This is a genomic window from Algoriphagus sediminis (genome assembly GCF_030403435.1).
GTDB lineage: Bacteria > Bacteroidota > Bacteroidia > Cytophagales > Cyclobacteriaceae > Algoriphagus > Algoriphagus sediminis.
Genome location: NZ_JAUEPH010000006.1, coordinates 1 through 24,467 on the forward strand (window position 1 = coordinate 1; position 24,467 = coordinate 24,467).

At 42.3% G+C, this 24,467-nt stretch carries 25 protein-coding genes; 13 read left to right on the plus strand and 12 right to left on the minus strand.

Features of this window, described 5'->3' with window-relative positions:
- Positions 1-292: 292 nt before the first annotated feature.
- From QVH07_RS13510 to QVH07_RS13535, 6 genes are all read left to right on the plus strand, one after another.
- Positions 293-706, plus strand: coding sequence for an RrF2 family transcriptional regulator (locus tag QVH07_RS13510; protein ID WP_290001216.1), 414 nt, complete (start codon positions 293-295; stop codon positions 704-706).
- 77 nt (positions 707-783) lie between these two features.
- Positions 784-1,056 (plus strand): DUF2061 domain-containing protein, encoded by a 273-nt coding sequence (locus tag QVH07_RS13515; protein ID WP_290001219.1) that lies wholly within the window; start codon positions 784-786, stop codon positions 1,054-1,056.
- A complete protein-coding gene (locus QVH07_RS13520; RefSeq protein WP_290001220.1) occupies positions 1,031-1,735 on the plus strand; it encodes a phosphoadenylyl-sulfate reductase in 705 nt (234 codons plus the stop codon). The genes QVH07_RS13515 and QVH07_RS13520 overlap by 26 nt, the downstream gene beginning before the upstream one ends.
- A 95-nt stretch (positions 1,736-1,830) precedes the next feature.
- Positions 1,831-3,930 carry a ferredoxin-like domain-containing protein gene (locus QVH07_RS13525; protein WP_290001222.1) on the plus strand — a complete coding sequence of 700 codons (2,100 nt, stop codon included), beginning with the start codon at positions 1,831-1,833 and terminating at the stop codon, positions 3,928-3,930.
- Entirely contained in the window at positions 3,927-4,691 is a 765-nt protein-coding gene (gene cobA / locus QVH07_RS13530) for a uroporphyrinogen-III C-methyltransferase (RefSeq protein ID WP_290001225.1), read from the plus strand. The genes QVH07_RS13525 and cobA overlap by 4 nt, the downstream gene beginning before the upstream one ends.
- Before the next feature lie 23 nt (positions 4,692-4,714).
- Positions 4,715-5,296 carry a precorrin-2 dehydrogenase/sirohydrochlorin ferrochelatase family protein gene (locus tag QVH07_RS13535; RefSeq protein WP_290001227.1) on the plus strand — a complete coding sequence of 194 codons (582 nt, stop codon included), beginning with the start codon at positions 4,715-4,717 and terminating at the stop codon, positions 5,294-5,296.
- Positions 5,297-5,510: 214 nt separating this feature from the next.
- On the opposite strand, the gene QVH07_RS13540 is transcribed toward QVH07_RS13535, so the two are convergent.
- From QVH07_RS13540 to QVH07_RS13550, 3 genes are all read right to left on the minus strand, one after another.
- Positions 5,511-5,852 (minus strand): type II toxin-antitoxin system PemK/MazF family toxin, encoded by a 342-nt coding sequence (locus QVH07_RS13540; protein ID WP_290001231.1) that lies wholly within the window; start codon positions 5,850-5,852, stop codon positions 5,511-5,513.
- On the minus strand, positions 5,836-6,072 hold the full coding sequence (locus tag QVH07_RS13545) for a hypothetical protein (protein ID WP_290001233.1): 237 nt from the start codon (positions 6,070-6,072) through the stop codon (positions 5,836-5,838). The genes QVH07_RS13540 and QVH07_RS13545 overlap by 17 nt, the downstream gene beginning before the upstream one ends.
- Positions 6,073-6,157: 85 nt before the next feature.
- Positions 6,158-7,813 (minus strand): DUF885 domain-containing protein, encoded by a 1,656-nt coding sequence (locus QVH07_RS13550; protein ID WP_290001234.1) that lies wholly within the window; start codon positions 7,811-7,813, stop codon positions 6,158-6,160.
- Positions 7,814-7,974: 161 nt separating this feature from the next.
- Here QVH07_RS13550 and metK point away from each other — a divergent pair, with 161 nt between their 5' ends.
- Positions 7,975-9,228 (plus strand): methionine adenosyltransferase, encoded by a 1,254-nt coding sequence (gene metK / locus QVH07_RS13555; RefSeq protein ID WP_290001237.1) that lies wholly within the window; start codon positions 7,975-7,977, stop codon positions 9,226-9,228.
- A gap of 71 nt (positions 9,229-9,299) precedes the next feature.
- Here the strand turns inward: metK and QVH07_RS13560 are convergent, their stop codons facing one another.
- The gene (locus tag QVH07_RS13560) at positions 9,300-9,800 is read right to left on the minus strand and encodes a hypothetical protein (protein ID WP_290001239.1); all 501 of its coding nucleotides are present in this window, start codon (positions 9,798-9,800) and stop codon (positions 9,300-9,302) included.
- A 346-nt stretch (positions 9,801-10,146) separates the two neighbouring features.
- Here QVH07_RS13560 and QVH07_RS13565 point away from each other — a divergent pair, with 346 nt between their 5' ends.
- Complete coding sequence (locus QVH07_RS13565; protein ID WP_290001242.1) at positions 10,147-10,647, plus strand: hypothetical protein; 501 nt, start codon at positions 10,147-10,149, stop codon at positions 10,645-10,647.
- Between the two features lie 45 nt (positions 10,648-10,692).
- Here QVH07_RS13565 and QVH07_RS13570 read toward each other — a convergent pair whose 3' ends face one another.
- A complete protein-coding gene (locus QVH07_RS13570) occupies positions 10,693-11,697 on the minus strand; it encodes a D-alanine--D-alanine ligase (RefSeq protein ID WP_290001245.1) in 1,005 nt (334 codons plus the stop codon).
- Positions 11,698-11,937: 240 nt separating this feature from the next.
- On the opposite strand from QVH07_RS13570, the gene QVH07_RS13575 reads away from it, so the two are divergent.
- Positions 11,938-14,115 carry a S9 family peptidase gene (locus QVH07_RS13575; protein WP_290001247.1) on the plus strand — a complete coding sequence of 726 codons (2,178 nt, stop codon included), beginning with the start codon at positions 11,938-11,940 and terminating at the stop codon, positions 14,113-14,115.
- Between the two features lie 48 nt (positions 14,116-14,163).
- On the opposite strand, the gene QVH07_RS13580 is transcribed toward QVH07_RS13575, so the two are convergent.
- Complete coding sequence (locus QVH07_RS13580; RefSeq protein WP_290001250.1) at positions 14,164-14,403, minus strand: hypothetical protein; 240 nt, start codon at positions 14,401-14,403, stop codon at positions 14,164-14,166.
- 96 nt (positions 14,404-14,499) lie between these two features.
- Between QVH07_RS13580 and QVH07_RS13585 the strand changes: the two genes are divergently transcribed.
- Positions 14,500-14,979, plus strand: coding sequence for a C40 family peptidase (locus QVH07_RS13585; protein WP_290001252.1), 480 nt, complete (start codon positions 14,500-14,502; stop codon positions 14,977-14,979).
- A gap of 52 nt (positions 14,980-15,031) precedes the next feature.
- Here QVH07_RS13585 and QVH07_RS13590 read toward each other — a convergent pair whose 3' ends face one another.
- The 6 genes from QVH07_RS13590 to QVH07_RS13615 form a co-directional block, all read right to left on the minus strand.
- A complete protein-coding gene (locus QVH07_RS13590; protein WP_290001253.1) occupies positions 15,032-15,643 on the minus strand; it encodes an HmuY family protein in 612 nt (203 codons plus the stop codon).
- Between the two features lie 17 nt (positions 15,644-15,660).
- The gene (locus tag QVH07_RS13595; RefSeq protein ID WP_290001255.1) at positions 15,661-17,958 is read right to left on the minus strand and encodes a TonB-dependent receptor; all 2,298 of its coding nucleotides are present in this window, start codon (positions 17,956-17,958) and stop codon (positions 15,661-15,663) included.
- A gap of 108 nt (positions 17,959-18,066) precedes the next feature.
- Positions 18,067-19,116, minus strand: coding sequence for a hemin-degrading factor (locus QVH07_RS13600; protein ID WP_290001257.1), 1,050 nt, complete (start codon positions 19,114-19,116; stop codon positions 18,067-18,069).
- Positions 19,117-19,118: 2 nt separating this feature from the next.
- The gene (locus tag QVH07_RS13605; protein ID WP_290001259.1) at positions 19,119-19,919 is read right to left on the minus strand and encodes a heme ABC transporter ATP-binding protein; all 801 of its coding nucleotides are present in this window, start codon (positions 19,917-19,919) and stop codon (positions 19,119-19,121) included.
- Entirely contained in the window at positions 19,919-20,974 is a 1,056-nt protein-coding gene (locus QVH07_RS13610; RefSeq protein ID WP_290001262.1) for a FecCD family ABC transporter permease, read from the minus strand. The genes QVH07_RS13605 and QVH07_RS13610 overlap by 1 nt, the downstream gene beginning before the upstream one ends.
- The gene (locus QVH07_RS13615) at positions 20,974-21,828 is read right to left on the minus strand and encodes a heme/hemin ABC transporter substrate-binding protein (protein ID WP_290001264.1); all 855 of its coding nucleotides are present in this window, start codon (positions 21,826-21,828) and stop codon (positions 20,974-20,976) included. Before QVH07_RS13615 ends, QVH07_RS13610 begins: the two co-directional genes overlap by 1 nt.
- 305 nt (positions 21,829-22,133) lie before the next feature.
- On the opposite strand from QVH07_RS13615, the gene atpD reads away from it, so the two are divergent.
- The 3 genes from atpD to rpsU all read left to right on the plus strand — a co-directional run bounded on the left by atpD (position 22,134) and on the right by rpsU (position 24,448).
- Positions 22,134-23,636 carry a F0F1 ATP synthase subunit beta gene (gene atpD / locus QVH07_RS13620; protein ID WP_290001267.1) on the plus strand — a complete coding sequence of 501 codons (1,503 nt, stop codon included), beginning with the start codon at positions 22,134-22,136 and terminating at the stop codon, positions 23,634-23,636.
- 68 nt (positions 23,637-23,704) lie between these two features.
- Positions 23,705-23,950, plus strand: a complete 246-nt coding sequence (atpC, locus tag QVH07_RS13625; protein WP_290001269.1) for an ATP synthase F1 subunit epsilon — start codon at positions 23,705-23,707, stop codon at positions 23,948-23,950.
- Between the two features lie 303 nt (positions 23,951-24,253).
- Positions 24,254-24,448, plus strand: a complete 195-nt coding sequence (gene rpsU, locus QVH07_RS13630; RefSeq protein ID WP_290001271.1) for a 30S ribosomal protein S21 — start codon at positions 24,254-24,256, stop codon at positions 24,446-24,448.
- Positions 24,449-24,467 lie beyond the last annotated feature (19 nt).

Genomic DNA, 24,467 nt, shown 5'->3' on the forward strand with positions numbered 1-24,467 from the left:
AATAGCCTGCTTTTTAGGCTTTATAAGCCTGAACCTAAGTCGTAGGATTTATAATCCGTAAAAAAGGAGAAATCGGACCTTTACCTTTGAAAATAACGGTTGTAAATTTTTTGACCGAATTTGAAGTTTTTATTTCTCCATTATTCGGCTTCTCCAGAAGCAGATTTTTTTAGTGAGTTAGGTCCTGTGTCTGGAGACCCAGGACAGTGATTTAACCCTACATCGGAGTTGATCAGAATTGATTTCCCCACCCCCGCACTAGGCTATTCAGAGAATTGGGTTATTTTTGTTAATGCTTTCCAAAAAGACCAAGTATGCCCTGCATGCCCTCACTTACCTCGGTAAACATCGTGATGAGGGAGCGGTGACGATCCATGATATTTCGGAAGAACATGGAATCTCTCATAAATTTCTTGAGAATATTCTGCTTGAGTTAAAGAAAGCAGCCATGCTTGGAAGTAAAAAAGGCAAGGGCGGCGGCTACTACCTGATTAAGGAGCCTTCAGAGATCCCGCTTTCTAAAGTCATTCGACTGCTGGATGGTCCCATTGCTTTGTTGCCCTGTGTCAGTCTGAATTATTACGAGCCTTGTGCGGAATGTAAGGATGAAGCCTCTTGTGGAATAAATAAGGTGATGATACAGGTCCGTGATGAAACCCTTAAAATACTGGAAAACAAGACGTTGGAAGACATTTTAAAAGAATAACAAAATTTTTTCCCTATAAACCCTATTTTTTTTATAGGGTTTGTATACTTTTGAAATTCTATTCCGTAAAGAATATCATGTTTTTAGATCAAGTCATTAAAAAAAGAGCTGCACTGCCCTCAGGGAAAGACAGTAATCTGAAGAGTTTACTGAAGTCCATTTCCTGGAGAATTGTCGGCACCCTGGACACCATAGTGATTTCCTATATCATCACAGGTAAGCTCACCATGGCTATTTCCATAGGTTCAGTAGAAGTGATTTCTAAACTTCTGCTCTATTACCTGCACGAAAGAGTTTGGGAAAATATTTCAAAAGAGAAAACGCATGAAACCAACAAAGAATTTGCATGAGCTGGAAGCCCGGCTTGATAAGCTTAATTCCTCAGAAGGATTGGCTTTGATTGCTGATCTTTTTCCTGGAAAAGCTACCTTTTCGACCTCTTTGGGTCAGGAGGATCAGGTGATCACTCAATTGATCGCTCAAGGAGAAATGGACATTAAAATCTTTTCTCTGGACACTGGGAGGTTGTTTCCTGAAACCCTTGACCTTGTGGCCAGAACAGAATCGAAGTATGATCTGAAAATTCAGATGTATTATCCGAATACAGAGTCTGTGGAGAATTTGGTCTCTTCAAATGGCATAAACGGATTCTATGATTCTGTAGAGAATAGAAAGTCATGCTGCTTTGTCAGGAAAGTGGAGCCACTTAAGAGAGCCTTGGCAGGAAATGAGGTCTGGATTACCGGGCTCCGTGCAGAGCAAAGTGCCAATCGTTCTGATATGAAGCGAATTGAATGGGACGAGGGAAATCAAATAATCAAGTACAACCCACTATTGGACTGGACTTTTGACGAGATGATTGCCTATATCAAGGAAAACAGCATTCCCTACAATCCTCTTCATGACAAGGGATTCATAAGTATAGGTTGTGCTCCCTGTACTCGTGCCATTCTTCCAGGTGAGGATGCAAGAGCAGGTCGATGGTGGTGGGAGGAGTCCAAAAAGGAATGCGGGTTGCACTCCAAGTAATTTCAAACTAATCTGCTGCCCAAATAACCCAATGTTCATTTTAAGTGAGCCTTTTTTATTGGCTTAAAACCTATTAACCCTATAGGGTAACATTTATGCAATGCTTTAGAACAGAAATCGAAAACCCACTAGTAGAAAGGGATATCCTGGAATTGGAGCGAAAAATCGCTCTTTTCAAAGAGGGAAAAATCGATGAAGAAAAATTCAGAAGCCTCCGTTTGGCCCGGGGAGTTTATGGTCAGCGGCAACCAGGCGTTCAAATGATTCGAATCAAGCTTCCTTACGGCCGAGTAACCGGGCCTCAGCTGAGAAGAATCAGCAAAGTTTCAGAAGAATATTCTACAGGTAGATTGCACATCACCACTAGACAGGATATTCAGATTCATTATGTAAGTCTTGACCGGACCCCAGAACTCTGGGCAGAGTTGGAGAAGGATGATGTCACACTTCGGGAAGCTTGCGGGAATACAGTTCGTAATGTCACCGCTTCAGAAATGGCAGGAATTGATCCCAAGGAGCCATTTGATGTGACCCCCTACGCAGATGAAACCTTCAGGTATTTCCTCAGAAATCCTATTTGCCAAGAGATGGGGCGGAAGTTTAAAATGGCATTTTCATCCTCAGATGAGGATACAGGTTTGTCCTACCTTCACGATTTAGGTTTTATTCCAAAAATCAAAATTGAAGATGGAGTTCCAGTTCGAGGCTTTAAAGTTCTTTTGGGTGGAGGTTTGGGTTCCCAACCCAGGCATGCCGATGTAGCATCTGAGTTTATTCCGGAGGATGAATTAATTCCCTTTATCGAGGCTGTACTAAGGGTTTTTGATAGGCACGGAGAAAGAGCCAGAAGGAATAAGGCTCGGATGAAATTCTTGGTGAAAGACCTGGGAATCGATCCATTTTTAGAATTAGTTGAACAGGAGAGAAAGGCTCTGGCTTTTCAAAAATACCCTATTGAAACCACTGAATATGAAAGATCACGGTCTCTGCCCAACCCTGAATCCCCCGCATTAGATGAAGAATTGGGTCTGGACTTTGATCTTTGGAAGCAAACCAATGTCCTTGCTCAAAAGCAAGAGGGTTTTGTAGCACTTGGGATAAGGGTTCCTCTGGGTGATTTCTACATTTCTCAGGCCAGAGCTTTGGCAGATTTAGTAGAAAAGTATGCCAATAATGAGGTAAGATTTACCCTTAGACAGAATTTTTTGATTCGGGATGTTCGTGAGGATTTGGTTCCATTCTTTTATCAGGAATTAAAGAAAATCGGCTTGGCCGAAAGAGGATATAATTCCTTTGCCGATATCACAGCTTGTCCAGGAACGGATACTTGCAATTTGGGTATTGCCAGCTCTACGGGTATCGCGAAGGAACTAGAAAAGGTGATTTTTGAGGATTACTCTCAATACATCAATAATCAGGAACTGGTCATCAAGATTTCGGGCTGCATGAATGCCTGCGGTCAGCATAATATGGCTCACATCGGTTTTCAGGGAATGTCCATGAAAGTGGGACAAACTGTAATCCCCGCATTGCAGATTCTGCTTGGTGGGGCAAACCACGGAAACGGAAACGGTAGATTTGCAGACAAAGTCACTAAAGTTCCAAGCAAACGTGGACCTGAAGCTTTAAGGAAAATTTTGGATGATTTCGAGTCTCATGCAAAGGGACTTTCATTCCTAGATTATTATGACCTTAAGGGACAGAGATATTTTTATGACCTGCTAAAAGATCTTGCAGATCCGAGCAAGATCACGGAGGAGGACCGAATTGACTGGGGAAGAAATGAGAACTATGAGCGAGCCGTGGGAATCGGTGAATGCGCCGGAGTGGTGATTGATCTGGTGACGACCTTGCTTCTGGAAGCTAAGGAAAAACTAGATCTTGGGGCAGAAGCCCTTGAAGATAGGAGATGGTCTGACAGTATTTATCATCATTATGCGGGATTGATTAATGGTGCCAAAGCTCTTTTACTCAGTGAAGATATCAGCACAAATAGTTATGCAAATATTGTCAAATTGTTTGATGAGAATTTTGTAGAAACTGGCCGCATCAAACTAGGAGGAAGTTTCGAGGAAATAGTTTACGAAATGCGGGAAAATGAACCGACTGAAAGCTTTGCAAAAGCTTATTCAGTTTCAGCCAAAAAAGTATATGAACTGCTAAAAGCACATAGAAAGGAGGAGGTGCCAGCATGATTAACTCGACCAAGGCCAAAGTAACTCTGGTAGGAGCTGGTCCCGGTGATCCGGAATTGATTACGCTCAAAGGAGTTCTTGCCCTGAATACCGCAGATGTTGTTTTGTATGATGCCCTTATCGATCCGGTTCTCTTAAATCATGCTCCTAAATCATCGATCAAGATTTTTGTGGGTAAAAGGGTAGGTAAGCATTCTATTCCACAGGAAGACACGAATCAGCTTTGCGTCAGCCTGGCAAAAAAACACGGGCATGTGGTACGCCTCAAAGGAGGTGACCCGTTTGTCTTCGGCCGGGGAGGCGAAGAGGTGGAGTATCTCGAAAACTTTAATATCCCCTCTTCGGTGGTGCCTGGAATTACCTCAGGAATTGCCGTTCCTGCCAATGTCGGAATCCCGGTGACCAAGCGAGGAGTGGCAGAAAGCTTTTGGGTGGTGACGGGAACTACTTCCTCGAGAGAACTTTCGAATGATTTACACCTTGCTGCGCAAAGCTCAGCGACTATTGTGATTTTGATGGGAACCAGAAAACTTCCAGAAATCGTGCGGGTATTTCAAAAGGAGGGAAAAAAGGATTTGCCCATAGCCATCATTCAAAGTGGAACCACAAATGAAGAAAGGGTGACGGCAGGAAAAATTTCAAACATCCTAATAAAAGCTGAAAAGGATCAGGTAAAAGCTCCAGCCATTATCATTGTGGGTGAAGTGGTCAAGGAAAGTGAAAAGCTGGCCCATGTGTACAGAGAAGTGGTGAGACTTTAATCCTTGACCTAGAAAATAGAATCATGAATCAACTGTATCCCATTTTTCTAAAGCTCCATGAGCTGAATGTCTTGATCGTTGGAGGAGGTTTTGTCGGTACCGAAAAGCTTCACTTTATTCTTAAGTCCAGTCCTGAAGCTCAGGTTACCGTGGTTTCCAAGGAGTTTTGCTCGGAATTTCTGGAAATTGCTTTGGCGGCAAAGAATGTGACCCTCGTCGAGGATTCATATCAAGAAAAATATCTTTCAGGAAAACATATCGTAATTGCCGCTACGGATAGTAAGGAAGTGAATCGGCAGATCAGAGATGAGTCCAAAGAGCGATTTCTTTTGGTAAATGTGGCAGATACTCCGGAGCTATGTGATTTTTATCTGGGTGGGATCGTAACCAAAGGAAATCTGAAGGTGGCTATTTCCACAAATGGAAAATCGCCGACAGCGGCTAAGCGAATTCGACAACTTCTGGAGGAAGTCCTTCCGGAGGAGTTGGATGATCTCTTGGATAATCTAAACGCTTATCGTTCTACTCTAAAAGGGGATTTTGAGTATAAGGTGAAGGCTATGAATGAGGTTACCGAGGGGTTGGTGAAGAGGGTTGAGGTTTAAGGGGTCAGTTTCCAGTCTCGGCAGTTAGTTTTTCCAATTGTCGGTTCCCAGTTTTCAGTTCTCTGTTTTGTAGTACTTAGTCATAATTTGTCCTTGCTTACCAGGCCAGTCGGACAGGTTAGTGCAATGTTCGATCTGTTTACGTTCGAAAGCTATCCAGCATTCGATGTTTGCTAGACTAAGATCAAAAATCCTAATTCTCAAATCGTAAAACCTAAAGATCTAATATCGCTTCTAGCTTTTGTAGAAGTTCAAGCTTTTTGGTTGGTGGTAAATCCCCTAGTTTTTCTAAAAACCTTCGATTATCAATTGCTCGAATTTGATCAACGAGAATTTCGGATTTTTGAGTCAGGCCCGTCTTAACTGGGCTAACTTTAACCCTGAGGATGTTTTCTTTGGGACTCAATTGACTTGTGATGGGGCAAATTAGCGTCGAAGGATGATCTGCCTGATTGAGTAGATTTGTTTGGATGACTACAGCAGGTCTTATTTTTCCAGCCTCGGTTCCCTTTGAAGGATTGAGATTTACCAACCAAATCTCAAATTGATGTTTCATCAATTAACTGATCAAATTCAGAGTTGATTTTTATCGATGACTCCTTCACCAGTCCTGATGCCTCTTTGAATGCCTTAGCCAATTCTTTTCTTTGATTGTATCGATTAAAAAAGGCAAGAGCCTCATTAATGTATCGGTTCCTTGGAAGTCCTATTTTCTTCACCATTTCTTCGGTGACCTCATAGATATCTTCATCTAATTTTAAAGAAAGCGTTTTCATAACACAAATAGTAATACCAAAAGTATATACTAAATTTAAATAAAAAGTTCTAATTCCAAAATCAGAAATAGTAAATCTGAGATCATCAATTCCAAATTCTGCCCATTGGGTCTACGCCCGTCATCTCCCAATGTCCAAGGGCCATAGGAATACAACCGATAGAATTCAATTCATCAAAGAAGTCTTTCACTCTAAACTCTTCTCCTTTCTCTTCCTTGATCCTTGCATAGTCAGCCATGGCATCTTCAAGCAGATACTTTCCGGTAATGTAGCTGGTGCCATATCCAGGCTGGCGCATATACAGATGTTGCTCGAAAAGGAGCAATTCCTTTTCAGTTTTCATCCAACCTCTGGGTGTATAGTCAGAATGAATCCCTCCGGCTTCTACCATGGTCATTTCATTCGCATGGGCATAAAGAGAGCCCAGACCTCTGGCGGCACGCTGGGCGATCATGATATACACTATCTCCCTTGACCGAGGCGAATCCTCGTAAAGCCCCGCATCCATAAACATTTCTTCTACGGCTGTTGCAACTCCTTCATTTCTAGAGTCAAAAATATTGTACAGCAAGGGATCACGGCGTATTCGTCGTGGATTCGGTTCATTATCCATTCTGGCCAGCTCAAACCAATGATAGAAATGCGAATAAAGAGGAAGTGGATCATAATGCATTCCTATGTAAAAGAAATTCCTTTGTTCTTTTGGGATAAAGCTGCCCCGGTGCTTTCTCAGGGCGGGCTCAAAATAATCTTTGACAGTCACGATATCCTGATCCTCCAAAAAGGTCATCATTTTCTGAATAGACTCTTCGGTGAGCTTGTCAAAATCTGCTTCCGTATTTGCCTCTGGCAAAGGAGGTAAATTCCGGTTTTGATGTTCTTCAAGTTTTAATGAACTCCAGGCTCTGGCCAGTTCCCTTTTCAAAATCATCACCTCATCCTCCCAGGTCAAAGGAACCAAATGCACGTTTTGTAGATACCAGGTATAATTTTCTTTTCCGATTCCAGATGGGCCTGTCTTCTTTGGAGCTTCTTCTTCCAGCCAGATCACGAAGTCCTCCGTTGATTCTTTGGCTTGGTTGATGGCTTCTCCTAGCTCTGGATCAGATGTGATCTCTGCCAGGGTCAGCATGTTGTTTAGGTCAACAGCCTGCTTGGCGATCGTTGGAATACCTGCAGCCCAAAGTTCTTTTGCGTTTCCTGTGAGATTTATTTTTGCTTGTTCATTGAGCGCTGGGATGGATCTTAGTTCACTGAGTATCTTTGCCTTGCTACTTTCATCCAATGGGAAAGAATATTGCCAGAGTTCCAATACCCCGTGATGGGTTGGTCCCTCGTGAGCGGGCACATCACTTCTGCTCATCCAAACTGACTTATAAAAAGCAGGGTCTCTTACCCAAGGTTTGAGAACGCGGTAATTGAAATCATAGCCATTCATTTCTGCCCAAACCACCCTGTAATCCACTTGATCAGGAATACTCCATCCTGTGGTATCCATAGCATCTAGCTCTGCCTTGAGATCCAAAAACTCAGGATGCCGGGAATCGAAAGTCTCCTTGCGGTAATCCGGAGCCCCTTCGAATTTGGGGGGATTCTCAAATGCTCTCCATCTCTCAAAAAGATCTTCTAAATCTGATAGAGAGGCCTCTTTTTTTTCTATTTGGATTTTTTGATCTTCCGGCTGAGCACATGAAATCACTAGGGTTAGAAGAATCACGAAATGGGCAAATGAGTATTTCATAAAGTTCGGGTAATTAGAAAGGGTGGAAGATAGTAAAATTTCATTTTTGAGATTAGGAAACAGAGGACAGGGATCATCCCGTCCTTACATTTTATTTGTTATTTCAGGCCATTAACCTATTTTTGGGCTTTCGAAAAACGCAAGAATCCAAGCATTCATTTATGGCTTATCTATTTACCTCGGAATCCGTTTCCGAAGGGCATCCCGATAAAATTTCTGATCAAATTTCTGACGCACTTATCGACCATTTTCTCGCATTTGATCCAAATTCAAAAGTGGCCTGTGAGACCATGGTGACCACCGGGCAGGTAATGCTAGCGGGAGAGGTAAAATCTAGTACCTATCTGGATGTGCAGAAAATCGCCAGAGACGTGATTAATCGAATCGGTTATACGAAAAGTGAATACATGTTTGAAGGAAATTCCTGTGGAGTCCTTTCTGCGATTCACGAACAATCGTCGGATATCAATCAGGGTGTGGATAGAGAGAATCCAGAGGAACAAGGAGCAGGTGATCAGGGGATGATGTTTGGCTACGCCACCAATGAAACCGAAAATTACATGCCTCTGGCATTGGATCTTTCGCATATGATCCTTCGTGAGTTGGCGGAATTAAGAAGAGAAAATAGGGACATCACCTATCTACGTCCTGATTCCAAAGCACAAGTGACGATCGAGTATAGCGATGACAATGTCCCACAGCGAATCGAGGCCATCGTAGTCTCTACCCAACATGATGATTTCGACGAAGAGGAGGCCATGCTGGCCAAAATTAAAGCTGACATTATTAGCATTTTGGTCCCGAGAGTAAAAGCAAAGCTGAAGCCTGAACTCCAAAAGCTTTTTACCGAGGACATCAAATATCACATCAATCCAACAGGGAAATTTGTCATCGGTGGGCCGCACGGAGATACTGGTTTAACCGGTAGAAAGATTATCGTCGATACTTATGGTGGTAAGGGCGCACACGGTGGAGGAGCTTTTTCAGGAAAAGACCCATCAAAAGTAGATCGATCGGCGGCTTATGCCACTCGTCACATTGCCAAAAATATGGTGGCTGCGGGTATAGCTGATGAGGTACTAGTTCAGGTCTCTTATGCCATTGGGGTGGCTGCGCCTATGGGTGTTTATGTAAATTCTTATGGAACTTCCAAAGTAGGCTTGACAGATGGTGAAATCGCCAGAAAAATTGAAAAGATCTTCGATATGAGACCTTATGCCATCGAGCAAAGGCTAAAGCTACGGAATCCGATATATGAAGAGACTGCGGCTTACGGTCATATGGGAAGAAAAAATGAAGTGGTTCGGAAGCAATTTTTCTCACCAGATGGGGAGAGCATCATTTTGGATGTAGAATTGTTCACCTGGGAAAAGCTCGATTTTGTAGACAGAATCAAATCCGAGTTTGGACTTTAAAATTGGGTTAAAATAGAAATGTGCCCTCAATAAGCTCTTTGCTTTTGAGGGCACATTTATTTACTCGTTTTTTAGCTTTCTTGTTCTTGTATTACCAGCATTTCTCCAGTTAAATAACATTTGTTGTTTAGCTCTTCCAGTTCTTTTTTCCACTGCTCAATTTGCACTTCTCGCTGCTTTAGTTCTAAATCTAGGGCTTCTAAGGTTTCTTGATCATTGGAATTCCAACTCCCAATTAACATCCGGTCCGTGAGTTCATCTAATTCATTTGATTTCTCCTGCCAGCTTTGAATGAAGGTATCTACCGTGGAAGCAAGTTCAAGATACTCAGGTTCGCAAGTAACTGACTCTCCATCAAGATTGATTTCTATAGTTTCAGGAGCTTCATTTGCCTCTTTTTTAGATTCAAGGAGGAAGACCTTGTCACCGATTTCTTCGGATAAGTCTACTGCCTCTACCGAAGTTTCTTTCCAGTCAGCAACTAACGTACTTAGTTGTTCTTTTTGTTCTTCTGTTGGGCCACAGCCCATTATTAAGAAAATGATTGATAAGCTTAAAATATACTTTTTCATTTTTTTTATGTTTAAGGATTTTCAGACTGTTGAATTTTTTCTACAGGTGTGGAATCTTTTTCTCAGGTTTTATATAAACCCGTCTCATGATTCGCTATAAACGATCCATTCTCGTGGCACAGTCTGTTACTACAATTAACTACCTATAAATGCGCAAAGGCCATTCCAGTCTTCTTCTATGGACTTTTTGCCAAAACAAGAATTGCTAACACCTTTTGGACTCGGCTTTTTTTTAACTTAGACGATAGGTCTTTTGCTGGAAAATTTTTTATTAATTTTTTCTTTCATTTACAGGTGACAAACCAAAACTTTATCATTCCGTTCTTTAGGCACTAACTGAAATCCCATGCAGGTGAAAATTTTTCGACTGGTCTTTTTTTTATTGATTTTGCCAATGTTGGCAAGGGCTCAAAATCCACTTCAGATTGACGTTCGCTCTAATTTTGTGAGTCAGAAGATTGATTTTATTGATGGAAACAGGGTCCTAAGCAAAGCCGATGTCAACAGGCTTATGTCGGAAAGTGATCCAGAAACCTTTGAACTTTATCGGAGAGCTATGTCTAATCAACAGCTCGGAACCATTTTTTCCATTGCAGGGCTAGGGGCCGGATTAGGTACTGTGATTTATGGTTTGACACCACAAAATGCAAATGCGCCAAACCTTTTTTGGCCCTTGCTCATCGGGAGTATTGGGATGGAAATAGCCTCTGGAGTGTTCAGGAATAAAGCCATTCCCCTGGCGGAAGAAGCCGTGGATTCTTATAATTTTGGATTGGATCAGGGCCCTGTATACTTTGAAGAGAGAAGGATTGATTCACCAATTTTCTCCTATGTTATCAGGTTTTAGGGAGTTCTGAAAGCTTAATCCTGAAGTCTGAAATTTTCAAACTTCTTACTTCGTACTTCTGCCTTCTGAAAGCATTTCTTCAATCAATTCAGTGTAAAAGTCTTTCACCTCCATACCGATGGCTCTCACCTGTTGAGAAATCAGGCTGGTTTCAGTTTGCCCTGGTACGGTGTTGATTTCAATAAAAAAGCACTTACTGGATGTGTGTTCTAGGAAATAATCCATCCGCACCGCTCCTTTGCAGTTCAATTTTTCATAAACTCTAGCAGCAATTCTTTCTACCCTCAGTCTTTCCTCTTCATTCATTCGTCCGGGAGTAATTTCTTCGGTGACACCGGCAGAATATTTGGCCTCATAATCAAAAAACTCTTTACTGCTTACTATTTCAGTCGCTGGTAAAACTTTCACTTTGCCGGCAGTTTTATAAATGCCAATTGAAAATTCTCTTCCAGAGACAAACTCTTCTACTAAAACCTGGCTGTCTTCAGCAAAGGCCTTGTCAAGGGCATCGTCTAGTTCTTCCCAACTTTTCACCTTACTCATTCCGATCGAGCTTCCTCCATTATTTGGCTTTATAAAAAGCGGGAGATTTAAAGTTTCCTGAATGGCTTTGACCTCATGATCTGATTTTGAAAAAAGCTGAATTGATCTGGCAATATTCAGTTCTGGAATATCATCAATAATGGCTTTGGTGTAGCCCTTATTCATGGTGATCGCAGAAGTAAGGGCATCGCAGGTAGTATATGGTAGTCCGATCATATCAAAATACCCAGCCAACTTGCCGTCTTCCCCAGGAGAACCGTGAAGAATATTAAACACCCCGTCAAACTTTAGTTTTTCTCCCTTGATCATAAGGCTGAAGTCATTTAGATCAACAGGAATTTCCTCTCCCTCTTCGGTCAAATGATGCCAATGTCCTGGATAGATCAGGATCTTTGTGACTTCATACCGCTCTCGGTCAATGATCTTTTCAACAATGGCGGCACTCTTTAATGAGATCACCGATTCACCAGTATAACCACCGGTAACCAAGGCGATTTTCTTCTTCATAGGGCTGTAATTTGGCAGCGAATTAATTCAATTTTCATTTAAGATTAAAGGAATGTTCAAAGGAAATTTTTGCTTTGGGAAGCCTATGCCAAATTTTGAATGGTAAGTTCATGTCTGTACCAAAGCCATGCCACACTTTGTGAAAAAATATGGGGAACTGATCTTGTTAAACGGTCAAGAAATGGAATACTAATTTTTTATCTTCGTGAGAATTTATAAAAAGGAGATAAAATAATACCTATGAAAAATAGACTAATCCTAGTTTTAGTAGCCCTGTTCATGATGAGTTCTTTGGGCTATGCCCAAGAGAAAAAAGAGGTAACTCTTGAAGATGTATTCAAGAAAGGTACATTTTCTCAAAAGACGGTGCGAGGAATCAACTGGATGAATGATGGACAATTTTACTCCTCACTCATTAATAATCAGGGGTACACTCAAGTTGTGAAAATGAACCTAGCCACAGGTGAGCAGGAAGAGTTGCTACTCGATGGAAAAGCACTTGGGGTAAATTTCCAGAGCTATTCCTTCAATGGAGATGAATCGAAAGCCCTGATCTCTACTGATGTGGAGTCCATTTATCGACGCTCTTCCATGGGTGTGTTTTATGTGGTGGATATGGAAAGTGGAACCAAGACTGAATTGGCAGAAGGTGAAAAAATTTCTTATGCCACCCTTTCACCAGACAATGATAAAGTGGCTTTTGCAAAGCAAAACAACCTTTTCATGACCAATCTTTCGAGTGGGGAGACTACTCAAATAACAGAGGATGGTGAGTGGAACAAGATTATCAATGGTTCTGCAGACTGGGTGTATGAGGAGGAATTTTCAATGGCTCAGGCATTTAAATGGTCCCCTGACGGAAAGAAGATTGCTTTCATCCGCTTTGACGAAAGTGAAGTGCCGGAATTCAATATGCAGCTTTGGGGACCTCTGTATCCTCAGGATTATAAATTTAAATACCCAAAGGCAGGTGAGAAGAATTCTGATGTAAGTATTCATATCTATGATTTAGCATCCGGAGAAACGATAAGGGTAGATGCAGGAGAGGAAACTGATATTTATCTTCCCAGGATTTATTGGACTCGGGATCCAAATAAGCTGGCCTTTATAAGATTAAACAGGCTTCAAAATCAGCTTGATTTATTTCATGCCGACGCCACAACGGGCGAAAGTGAATTGATCATTTCTGAGTCTTCTAAAACTTATGTGGACCTGAATTATAATGATGATCTGAAATACCTTGCTGATGGAGAGTCCTTCATCCGGACTTCTGAGCAGGATGGATTCAAGCATATTTATCATCATGCCATGGATGGAACTTTGATAAATCAAATTACTCAAGGGAATTGGGAAGTAACTGAGGTGGTAAGTATTGATGAGGAAGAAGAAAAAATCTATTTTATCTCTACCGAGCAATCACCCCTGGAGCGAAATCTATTCGTTAGCGGCTTTGATGGAAAAGGTAAAAAGATTTTAACTCCGCTTGAGGGCACCCATACTATCAATATGAGTAAGGACAATCAGTATTTTATTGATTATTATTCGACCACAGAAAAGCCCGTAACGGTAACTTTGATGGATGCTAAGGGTAAAGAAGTGACTGTCCTGGAGACCAATGAGGCTTTGAATGAGACCCTTACTTCATTTTCCCTTGGGCAAAAGGAATTTTTCACCTTTGAGACTGTAGATGGTACAGAACTAAATGGCTATATGATTAAGCCAGCGGACTTTGACCCAAATCAGAAATATCCGGTTTTAATGTATGTGTATGGTGGTCCCGGTTCCCAAAACGTGGTAAACCGATGGGGTGGAAGTCGCGATATGTGGCATCAAGCCTTAGTGGCTGAGGGCTACATTGTAGCTTGTGTGGATAACAGAGGAACGGGTGCCAGAGGTAGAGACTTCAAGCATTCCACCTATGCAAATCTCGGAAAATTGGAAACGGTTGATCAGATAGAAGGAGCTAAATATTTTGCCAAGCAGTCCTTTGTAGATCCAGGGCGAATCGGAATCTGGGGATGGTCTTACGGAGGATATATGTCTTCTCTTTCCTTGATGATAGGGAATGATGTTTTCAAAGCAGCCATAGCCGTTGCCCCGGTGACTACCTGGAGATATTACGATACGATTTATACAGAGCGCTATCTTCAAACGCCTCGGCTGAATGCGGCAGGTTACGATGAAAACAGTCCAATCAATCATGTAAATAAGCTGAAAGGGAACTTCCTGCTTATCCATGGAACTGGTGATGACAATGTTCATTTCCAAAATACCGTAGATCTGGTTAATGCCTTGATCACGGCGGATAAGCAATTTGAGACGTTCTACTATCCAAACCGAAACCATGGGATCTATGGTGGAAACACCACCTGGCATCTTTACACACAGATGACTGACTTTATTAAGCGAAAGCTTTAAAGGATTCCAACCAAAAAAAAACCGGGTAGTGAAGACTATCCGGTTTTTTTAATCCAATTGAATCTGATCCAGGTAAAATTTCATCCTGGTATGATTTCGGGGTAAAAAATCAATCTTGTCGATTTTGTCGAGTTTGTGATTATAGAAAACCTCAATGTACTCATCGTCTAAAAGGTATAGGTTCACCTTATGCCCATAATACCGGATACCCACTACGAAAGTACCTTCCGTATACAGTAGGTTGATCTTTTTGTGAAAAGGGAGATTATGGAAGTCTTCTTTACTCATTTTTTCAGGATGCTGAATTTAATCAATTCATGGCGTTTTCTTTAACGCAACAGCCATTTACCTGTTCGGCATTATCCTTGTTAATTCTAAAAAAGTATGAGAAACGAGGCATTTAGATTTTTAGCATCAGGATTCATTCTTTTAACAGTTTTTGCTTTTTCCTGTGCTTCAAAAAAGAATGTGGCCAACGAGCCTTTTAATGTGGTCATTGATACCGCCAGAAGCTACACAGGCACTCCTTACAAATATGGAGGTACTACTCGCTCCGGAATTGATTGCTCTGCTCTGATTTATAGATCTTTTTATCCTGTAGGAATCACTATGCCAAGGATTTCTGCTGATCAAGGAAAGGTAGGAAAGAAAGTGGGGAAGGGAGATTTAAAGCCAGGTGACCTGGTTTTCTTTGCGACGAGCAAAAAAAGAAAAAGAGTAACACACGCAGGAATAGTGACCGAAGTATCAAAACAGGATATTCGCTTCATTCACAGCTCAAAAACCCTAGGAGTATCCGAAGACTATCTCAGTAATCGATACTGGTCCCGAGCCTATTTATTTGGTCGTAGGGTTTTGGACTAAAAAAGGAGATCCGTATCCGAATCTCCCTTTTTCATAAATCTAAATCCATGAATTAAAATTCTGTGCTTCCGTTTGGCTGAAGTGCAAAGCGGAAGGTGTAATGTGCACTTGGAGTGGTAAAAGGGTCAATTTCCGCCACTGGAGGATTCCCCTTGTAGTAACTCAAAATCTCCATTTTGACGAAATTTCCTTCAGTAGTTTTCACCAAAATCACCCTACCCGGAATAGGCGTAATGGTATTCAACGCAGGATTGTAATTATACCATCCATTTCCACCTCCGGTTGGGATAGCTAGCTCAGTTTCAGTATCTGAAGCGAAGCTGGCGTCGGCAGGAACTGAATCAATCTGATCGAATATTCCGGTTACGATGGCCGCCGATACGTTTTTCGTGGCATTCACTCGAATAGTGGTTCCCTTAAAAGCAAGGTCCCAGTCATCACCCTCGGATACCTGTGCATTTTGCTCCAGGCTGAAATATTGGAAAGGTCTTTCCTCAACGATGGTACCTGTTGTTCTATCGATCACATCATTAGGTGCCTCGAAATCCTGGACCATCTGAGTTTCCACAGGAACTATCGGTAATGGATCATCACCTTCAGAACAAGCCGTAAATAGCGTGAGAGCCAAGGCGGAAATAGCTAGTTGTTTGATTGAAGTTTTCATTAGAATTGATTTTGTATTTAGTTTTCGAAAATTGAAATGTTGATCCCGGCAAAGATTATTCTGCCTGGATTGTTAGGTTGATTTGGGGTTTGAGTATTCAAGAGGTTAGTTCCTCCGATCTCCAGATTGATGCGATCGGAAAAACTCTTTGATGCGGTAAGATTCAGACTCAGCCAACCATCGGCAAATTCTGAAGGATCATCCAGAATGAGGTTTCCATTTAGATCGGCAAAACCGAATTTGCCTCTGTAAATCCCTCTCAAGGCCAGATTGATTCCAGTAGCTCTTTCCTTATAATTCACCTTAAAATTCCCACTGTGTCTGGACCGGTTGAAAAGGCCACCATAATCCGAACGCGTCACTAATGTGGTGATATTGCTTTCGTCTCTTTTGAATAGTTTTCCTGCATCAATCTGATCTAAAACATCCAGATCTCTTGTGTCCAGAAATGCGTATCCCAGGCTGAATCGTAGGTTTTCCCTGAAGGTATACCCCAGATCCAATTCTATTCCCTGGGTCACAATCGAATTGATATTGAAGTATGAAAAAGCATTTTGCCCAGTGACTAATCTGGCCACTGGAGCGGTTTCGATCAGGTTTTCAATTCGATTTCTATAGGCATTCAAATGAATACTTACCCTTGGGTCTGGCGTCCACTTGATTCCTCCATTAAATGCCCAGGAGCTTTCTGCTTCTAATTCTCCTATGCTTTCTGGATTAATGAGAATCTGGGAAATCAGTCCCTGTTCCTCGAGATTCTGAATTCCCTCTTCTGCGATCGTAGAACCGAAGACGTAATATCCCGCAGCAGCATTGTTAAAGTTCAGAAGTAACTGGCGAAAATCCGGAGCTTTAAAACCGGAACCAATAGACCCGAGGACAGATAATTTTTCTGAGACCTCATATTGAGCAGAAATTTTCGGGCTTATTCTACCGCCATATTCACTGTGAAGATCTGCACGGAAGCCAGAGATCATGTTGAAACGATCCGAAGGGTTCCATTGATGTTGAAAGTAAAAATACCCTGCATCAAATCGATTTTTATCTTCATACCTCGTCGCTTCTACGGTTTCGATGATTTGCCCTAAACCAAAAGTCAAGAGGTTTTGATCGTTCACCTGGACGTCTGACTGTAACTCAGTTCGATGGAAGAATTGATCAAATCCCTGAAGATCAAATACTTCCTCTGAATTTTGGATTCTCGAATCGGCAAGAGTAGAGTACCAATTGCTCATTCCTCGTAAGGAAAGCAGCCACTTTTCATTGGGTTTGAATCGAATGGTCGGATTAAAGTTCCAGTCTCTGAGCTGGTTGTCAAGAGAAACTAATCGCTGATTCGGATCCCCCGCGTTTACTTCCAGAGCGCCTGTGGCATTTTCTAGATATCCTCTTGCGAATAAGCTAAGCTCAAGTTTTTCAGAAATATCTCCTGAAATCTTTACTTGGGCGGTTTGTGCATCATAGGGGTTTTGAGTTTGCCCTACTACCTCTGGCGTAAGGTCAAATCCATCCGTTTGAAAGTAATCATAAAGGGCATCTATCTTCCAATTACCTTGATTTATTCCCAACTCAGCATAAGGGTTCCAGCTATTGAAACTACGATACCTTGCCCCAAGGTTAAGCGTCTTGGGTTGGGTTCCCGATTTAGTGATTATGTTGATCACACCAGCCATTGCCTCACTGCCATAAATAGCACTAGACGGACCACGAAGAATCTCGATGCGCTCAATGTTCGAAACAGAAATTCTGTCCAGGTCAAAAGTTCCTGCCGTTCTTCCGACTAGTGGCTCCCCATCCAAAAGAATTAGGATATAATCCGAGTCCAGACCTTGCATCTGAAGGTTGGAACCATGCTCTGAAGTAATCTGAAGACCGGTTTGCTCTCGCAAAACATCCGAAAGTCGAATACCGCCTGTTTCCTGAATTTTTTCTTGACTTAGCACCGTGACCGGCATGGGCAGGTCTTCCACACTTCTATCGGTTCTGGTGGCAGAAACCACCACTTCATCAAGGGCTTCTTGATTAGGTTCAAGAGTAATTACAGACAAGGCATCATATTCCTCAGCACTTAGAACCATGGTCTCATAACCCATGGCAAAAACTAGAATTCGATCCTCAGAATTTCTACTTTGAATGTCAAACTCACCTTGAGCATTCACCGGTACTGGCTTTTGATTATCCACTTGGATTAAGGCATGGACAATGGGTTTCCCTTCAGCGTCTACCACTTTTATTCGGTCTGCCGACCAAAGCAGCAATGGGCTCAAGCTCAGAAAGGCCGTTATTGTTATTTTAATTAGACTAATTCTAAACATAGAATCAAAATTTTAGCTGGCTCTTCAGATGCGGTTGTCAGACGGAGCGCCTACCTTAAAAGCAGGCGCTCAATGTGACATCGAGTATTCGAGAGACAGCTTCTATTTTTACTTCAGGCTATCAACTAATTCTTTCCATTCAGTTTTTTGAGGGATTCCTGGCTTTCTCAACCCAAAGAATTGAGCTACCATTTCCCCATTTTTATCAAACAGTTCGAGGGATGATACCAATCCGTCATCCGTGTTTTTATGAACTACGAAGGAACGGTCCACAATGGATTCATTGAGGTGCATATTAAATTCGGGATCCATGACATTCAGCCAATCTCCCATGGGTTTGATGGTTTTAACCTTACCCTGGTGAATTTGAATGTTGCCCTTATTCCCTGCAAAAATCATGATAGGTAACTTGGTTTCAGCGGCCACTTTCAGAACTTGTCTCACTGCCAATCTATCTACTTCATAAGCCCACTTGTCATCGATCCACTTCACAGCATCCAGCCTATTTAGCTTATGCTTTCTTAGCATTCCAAAGAAATCATGAGTGTCCTTCATCTCTTCCCACTCCTTCTGGAAATTTTCGAAATCGAGATCTTCCCTTGAGGTGTATTCCGGAACATCGAATGTCTCAATATCCAACTCAGCACTTTGAACTTCAGCGGTATGGGCATTAACCAATACCTCAGAAGCATCATAATCTGATTTATCCTGAAGGAAAACCTTTAAAATGGCCTCTCCGGCTTTATCGAAATACTGAAGGCTGAACATTGGGCCTCTAGGAGTGTCATTGCTCACCGCAAAGCCAAACTTCCAGGAGTGGAAGAAAAGTCTCTGCTCGATAGGCCCGATCACAGTGGCAATCTTATTTGGACCCGCAGACATGATGTCTATTTTTTGGAAGGTTCCTTTATGTTCAAGCACACAGCCTTCATTTCTGCAAAGCGCCATTACTTTTCCAAGGGTTGGGAATTTTTGGACTTGCTCCACAAAGTCATCGCTCAGTCTGATTACATTCTCACCTATGCCTGTGGCCAGTAATTCAGCTTCAGAAACGCCCAATTTTTTGGCGGCATCACGAATACGAAGCTTTGGTTCTTCCTGCTTTAGTTTTTCCCAGGATTCTTTAAGGCTTGTGTTTTGAAGAGTTGAAGTTTCCATGATTATGCTTGGTTAAGATTTTGATATGCTTGATTTTGTAAACCCGAGGCTACGATGCATCCCGCAGCGCAGGGATAGGGGATGAGCTGAACCGGGTGTTCGAATACCCTCTCCAGTAATTCCTCATCCATGATTTCTTTCACATTGCCCCATTTTTGAAGAGTGCCATCCTTTAGCAGTGCGATGCGGTCAGAATATTGGGCGGCAAGGTTTAGCTCATGAAGGATGATCACCACGCCAATATTCCTTTGCGTAAGCTGTTTTAAAATTTTCAGGACTGCATGCTGCTGTGCAAGGTCCAAACTGGAAGTGGGCTCGTCCAAAAGCAGGTACCGTGGATAGGGCTGTCTTTCCCAGATTTGGCATAGCACCCGCGCCAATTGCACTCTCTGTTTTTCCCCACCGGAAAGATGCTGATACAGCTTATCTGAGAATTGCATCACTCGGGTGATTTCCATCACCTCTTGGAGAATTTGCTCATGTTTTGATACTTTTACCTGATGTAACCCAAGAGAGATGACCTCTTTGGCAGAAAAAGGAAAGTTCACCTGGGAGTGCTGAGGAAGCACTGCCCGGATTTTGGCTAGATCATGAACTTTTAGCTCTCCTAAACCCGTGTGATTGTAGCTTACGAAACCGCGCTTACAAGGAATTTCTCCACTCAGAATTTTAAATAGGGTAGACTTCCCTGCTCCATTAGGTCCCAGAATGGAAAGAATTTCTCCAGGGTTTACTTCCAGACTGACCTCATCCACGATAGGCCTTTTCTGAATACAATAATGTAGGTTTTTAGCAGCTAGCATCAGGAAGAAGATTTTTTCAGGTTAAAGATGAGCCAGATAAAGAAGGGTGCTCCGCACAAAGCTGTGATCACTCCGATCGGCATTTCAGCGGGTATTACAATCAATCTGGCTATCAGATCAGCGGCATTGAGAAGAATAGCTCCTAAAAAGAATGATCCTGGCAACACGATTCTGTGATCTGCGCTGAAAATCAACCTCACCAAATGAGGCACAACCAGACCTACGAAGCCAATCACGCCAACCATGGAAACGCCTACACCCACGATTAAAGCTGCACAAACCAAAAGTTGAATTTTTACCTGATTCACAGGCACGCCCATGTGAAATGCTTCTTGTTCTCCTAGAGAAAGAGCGTTCAGTTCCTTAGTCTTTTGTAAAATCAGAAAAGTGGGAAGTCCAATTAGAATCAGGGCAAAAGGAAGTTTTTGCCAGGTGGCACCACTCATGTCTCCCAAACTCCAAAAAGTAAAGCTCCGAAGTGCTGAATCATCTGCAAAGAATAAAACCAGCCCAATCAGAGCACCAGCGAAGGCATTGATTGCAATTCCCGCCAAAATTAAAGTCGCAGTGTCGGAAGTTCCTCGATTCGTAGAAAGCTTGAAAACGGCAGCTACATGAATAAGCCCTCCGATAAAGGCAAAAAGTGGAAGACCAAGATTATTTAAGAAACCTGCACTGGTTCCTCCGCTTACAAAAACGATAAAAATGATTGCGAAAAGAGCGCTTCCACTACTTACACCTATAAGACCCGGTTCGACTAGCGGGTTTCTAAACATGCCCTGAAGTGCTGCTCCTGCTATTCCAAGTCCTCCACCAATCAAAAGATTGAGCAGGATTCTGGGTAGTCTGATTTGTAAAAGGACATTTGCCTGGCTGGCCTCGAAATTATCAACACTAACACCCAGGGAATTCAAAAGGATCGCAATTGTATTATCCAGGGGGATAGAATATGCTCCCAGTCCAAGTGAAGCTATGCATACCACCATGAGAACAGTCCCCAAAAGAGAAAGCCTGATCGCATTTTGATTGCTATATGTCTTAAGGGAAAGATTCACTATTCTCTTACTGCTTTAGCCAGATCAAGTGCTGCTTTCCCGACTCTTGGCCCAAATCCGGAAAGATAATTTCCGTCCAAAGCCACGATATTTCCTTCTTTAAAGGCAGTGATCTCGGTCATTCCTTGTATTGAAGCAAGACCTTGTTCTCCACCTAAACTTTGAACTCCAGACTCAAAGAATACCAGATAATCAGGATTGATTTTCACCAATGCTTCTGGCGTTAAAGGCACGAAATCATCAAATCCTGTGCTTGCATAATTGATTTTGGCTAAGCCAAAGATTTCCTCTGCAAAGGTCTTTTCTCCAGCAAGGAAAACGGTTTGTGGTCCTCGAGCCATAATAAATGCTCCTTTGGGCTGGGACTCCTGACTTTGTAAATACTCTTCTAATTTCGCTAAGTCCGCTCCGATGGACTCCTTAAGATCATTCGCCTGAGTCTCGGCATCCAAAAAACTTCCCAATTCATCGATAAGGGTATATGTTTCCTGAACTCTTTTTGGTTTAGCGAAAGACCGAATGTCTATTTGAGCTGCCTTTAACTGCTCCACCACATCATCAGAGAGACATCCTTCTTCCATGAGCACCAAATCAGGTCCCAAGGCCAAAATACCTTCCGCTTTAATTTGATTCCTATATCCTATAGAAGGCAGATCCTGCATAGAAGCGGGGTAGGTGGAGGTAATGTCCGTGGCGATAATCTGATCACCAAAGCCAAGAGCATGCACTACTTCGGTAACTGTTCCTCCAGCGGTGATAATCTTGGTCTCACTACTTCCCGTGTTTGCTTCTTTGGCCTGGGGTGAACAAGCGGCCAAAAGAATGCTGAAAACAAAAAGGATTCTCACTATCATTATTTAGATCAATTATTAATTACAATACAAAGATATGCTTACTTAGACTCAATCCAAATAAAAATGTTTAGAAAAAATTTATGATTTGAAGGAATAAATCAATGAGAGAATACGCGGTATGAATGGCAAGGAAAGGAGCTTTGCGCAAGCGGAATAGTCAGAAATTCGGCTTAAATCAAAATCTTCAAAGAGGCCTGATGAAGAGTGGGTTTATTTTTCCAAATATCCTTTGGGTTTAGGCTTTATTGATTAATTTTGCGCTCGAATTAATAAAGCAGATTCAATCTACATTTCATTTCAAGCAAATGGCAAATATTGGTAAGATAACACAGGTGATTGGTCCGGTGGTGGACGTAGCCTTCGAAGGTGGTAAGCTACCTAACATCCTTGACGCGGTGGAAGTGACTAAAGAAAACGGCCAGGTGGTCGTGATGGAAGTTCAACAACACCTTGGTGAGGATAGAGTAAGAACTATCGCCATGGACTCTTCTGAGGGTATGGTAAGAGGAATGGAAGTGACCGACATGGGTCAGCCTATTTCTGTTCCAACCGGTGAAGGAATCAAGGGTCGTCTTTTTAATGTGGTAGGTGAGGCGATCGATGGTCTTCCTCAATTGCCAGAAGGTAAAAGACTTCCTATCCACAGACAAGCACCAAAGTTTGAAGATCTTTCTACCTCTCAAGAAGTACTTTACACGGGAATTAAGGTTATTGACTTGATCGAGCCGTATGCTAAAGGTGGTAAGATTGGTTTGTTTGGTGGAGCTGGTGTAGGTAAAACAGTATTGATTCAGGAATTGATCAACAACATCGCTAAGGCATATGCAGGTCTTTCTGTTTTTGCTGGTGTGGGTGAAAGAACTCGTGAAGGAAATGACCTTCTAAGAGAAATGATCGAATCCGGTATTGTGACTTATGGTGATGATTTCGTAGAAACTCTGGAAGAGCAGGGTGGATGGGATCTTTCCAAAGTTGATTTGAAGAAACTTGAAGAGTCCAAAGCAACCTTCGTATTCGGTCAGATGAACGAGCCTCCAGGGGCGCGTGCTCGAGTGGCCTTGACTGGTTTGACTTTGGCAGAATATTATAGAGATGGTGAAGGTGATGGAGCCGGTAAGGATATCCTATTCTTTATCGATAACATCTTCCGATTCACTCAGGCAGGATCTGAGGTGTCTGCACTTCTAGGTCGTATGCCATCTGCGGTAGGTTATCAGCCAACACTGGCTACTGAGATGGGTGCCATGCAGGAAAGAATTACTTCTACTAAGAATGGTTCGATTACTTCTGTTCAGGCCGTTTACGTACCTGCGGATGACTTGACTGACCCTGCTCCAGCAACGACTTTTGCTCACTTGGATGCTACTACAGTACTTTCAAGAAAGATTGCCGAGCTAGGTATCTATCCAGCGGTGGATCCTTTGGATTCTACCTCTAGAATTCTTTCTCCAGAAATCTTGGGTGAAGAACACTATGGATGTGCTCAGAGAGTGAAAGAAATTCTTCAGAGATATAAGGAGCTTCAGGATATCATTGCGATTCTTGGTATGGAAGAACTTTCCGAAGAGGATAAGCAGGTCGTTCACAGAGCCAGAAGAGTACAGCGTTTCCTTTCTCAGCCATTCCACGTAGCTGAGCAATTCACAGGTCTTAAAGGAGTGCTTGTAGATATTAAGGATACCATTAAAGGCTTCAACATGATCATGGATGGTGAGCTAGATCACCTTCCGGAAGCGGCTTTCAACTTGGTAGGTAGCATCGAAGATGCGATTGCTAAGGGAGAGAAGATGCTTGAAGAGACTAAGTAATTTCAGTTGTCGGTTGGCAGTTATCAGCTGACGTCGACAGTTTTAAGAATCGATTAAGAAATAAATCAATGCATTTAGAAATCGTAACACCGGATAAGAAAGTATTTCAAGGTGAAGTAAGCGAGGCAAGTTTCCCTGGGGCTGGTGGAGCATTTCAGGTATTGAATAATCACGCCTCAATAGTTTCGGCTCTGGCCAAAGGTGCAGTTTCATTTACTACCTCAGAAGGAAAGCAATCTATGATTGTGGATGGAGGAGTGGTAGAGGTGAAGGACAATGTGATTGTCTTGCTCGCGGAGAAAGTAGTTGATTAACAAAATTCGATAGAATAAATAAAGCCTGTTGAGTGATCGACAGGCTTTTTTAGTTTAAAGGAAATTTGTTAGGAAGGGACAGTCTTTTTTGGGAAAGGACGCGTTGCAAACGCGCGTTACCGGGAGTTTGAGGAGGCTTCTCGACTCCGCCCGGTGTGATTAGGGTAGGGTGGTGTAGTGTTGGACAATTGTTAAGCATGCATTGTATAACGCGCTCTAGTCCTGAAAATAATTGTTAGAGCATTAATTATTTATATAAATACTTTTCGCTACCTTTGCATCCGCGAAAGGAGGTGTCCACTTATGATAGTAGTAAACGTAAAAGAAAACGAATCAATCGAAAAAGCGCTTAAGCGTTTTAAGAAGAAGTTTGACAAGACAGGAGCAATCAGAGAATTGAGAGCTCGTCAGGCATTCACCAAACCTTCCGTGAAAAGAAGAGATCAGGTAATCAAAGCTGCCTACAAGCAGAGAATGCAAAACGAAGCGAATCAATAATTCGACTCCGTAGTCAATA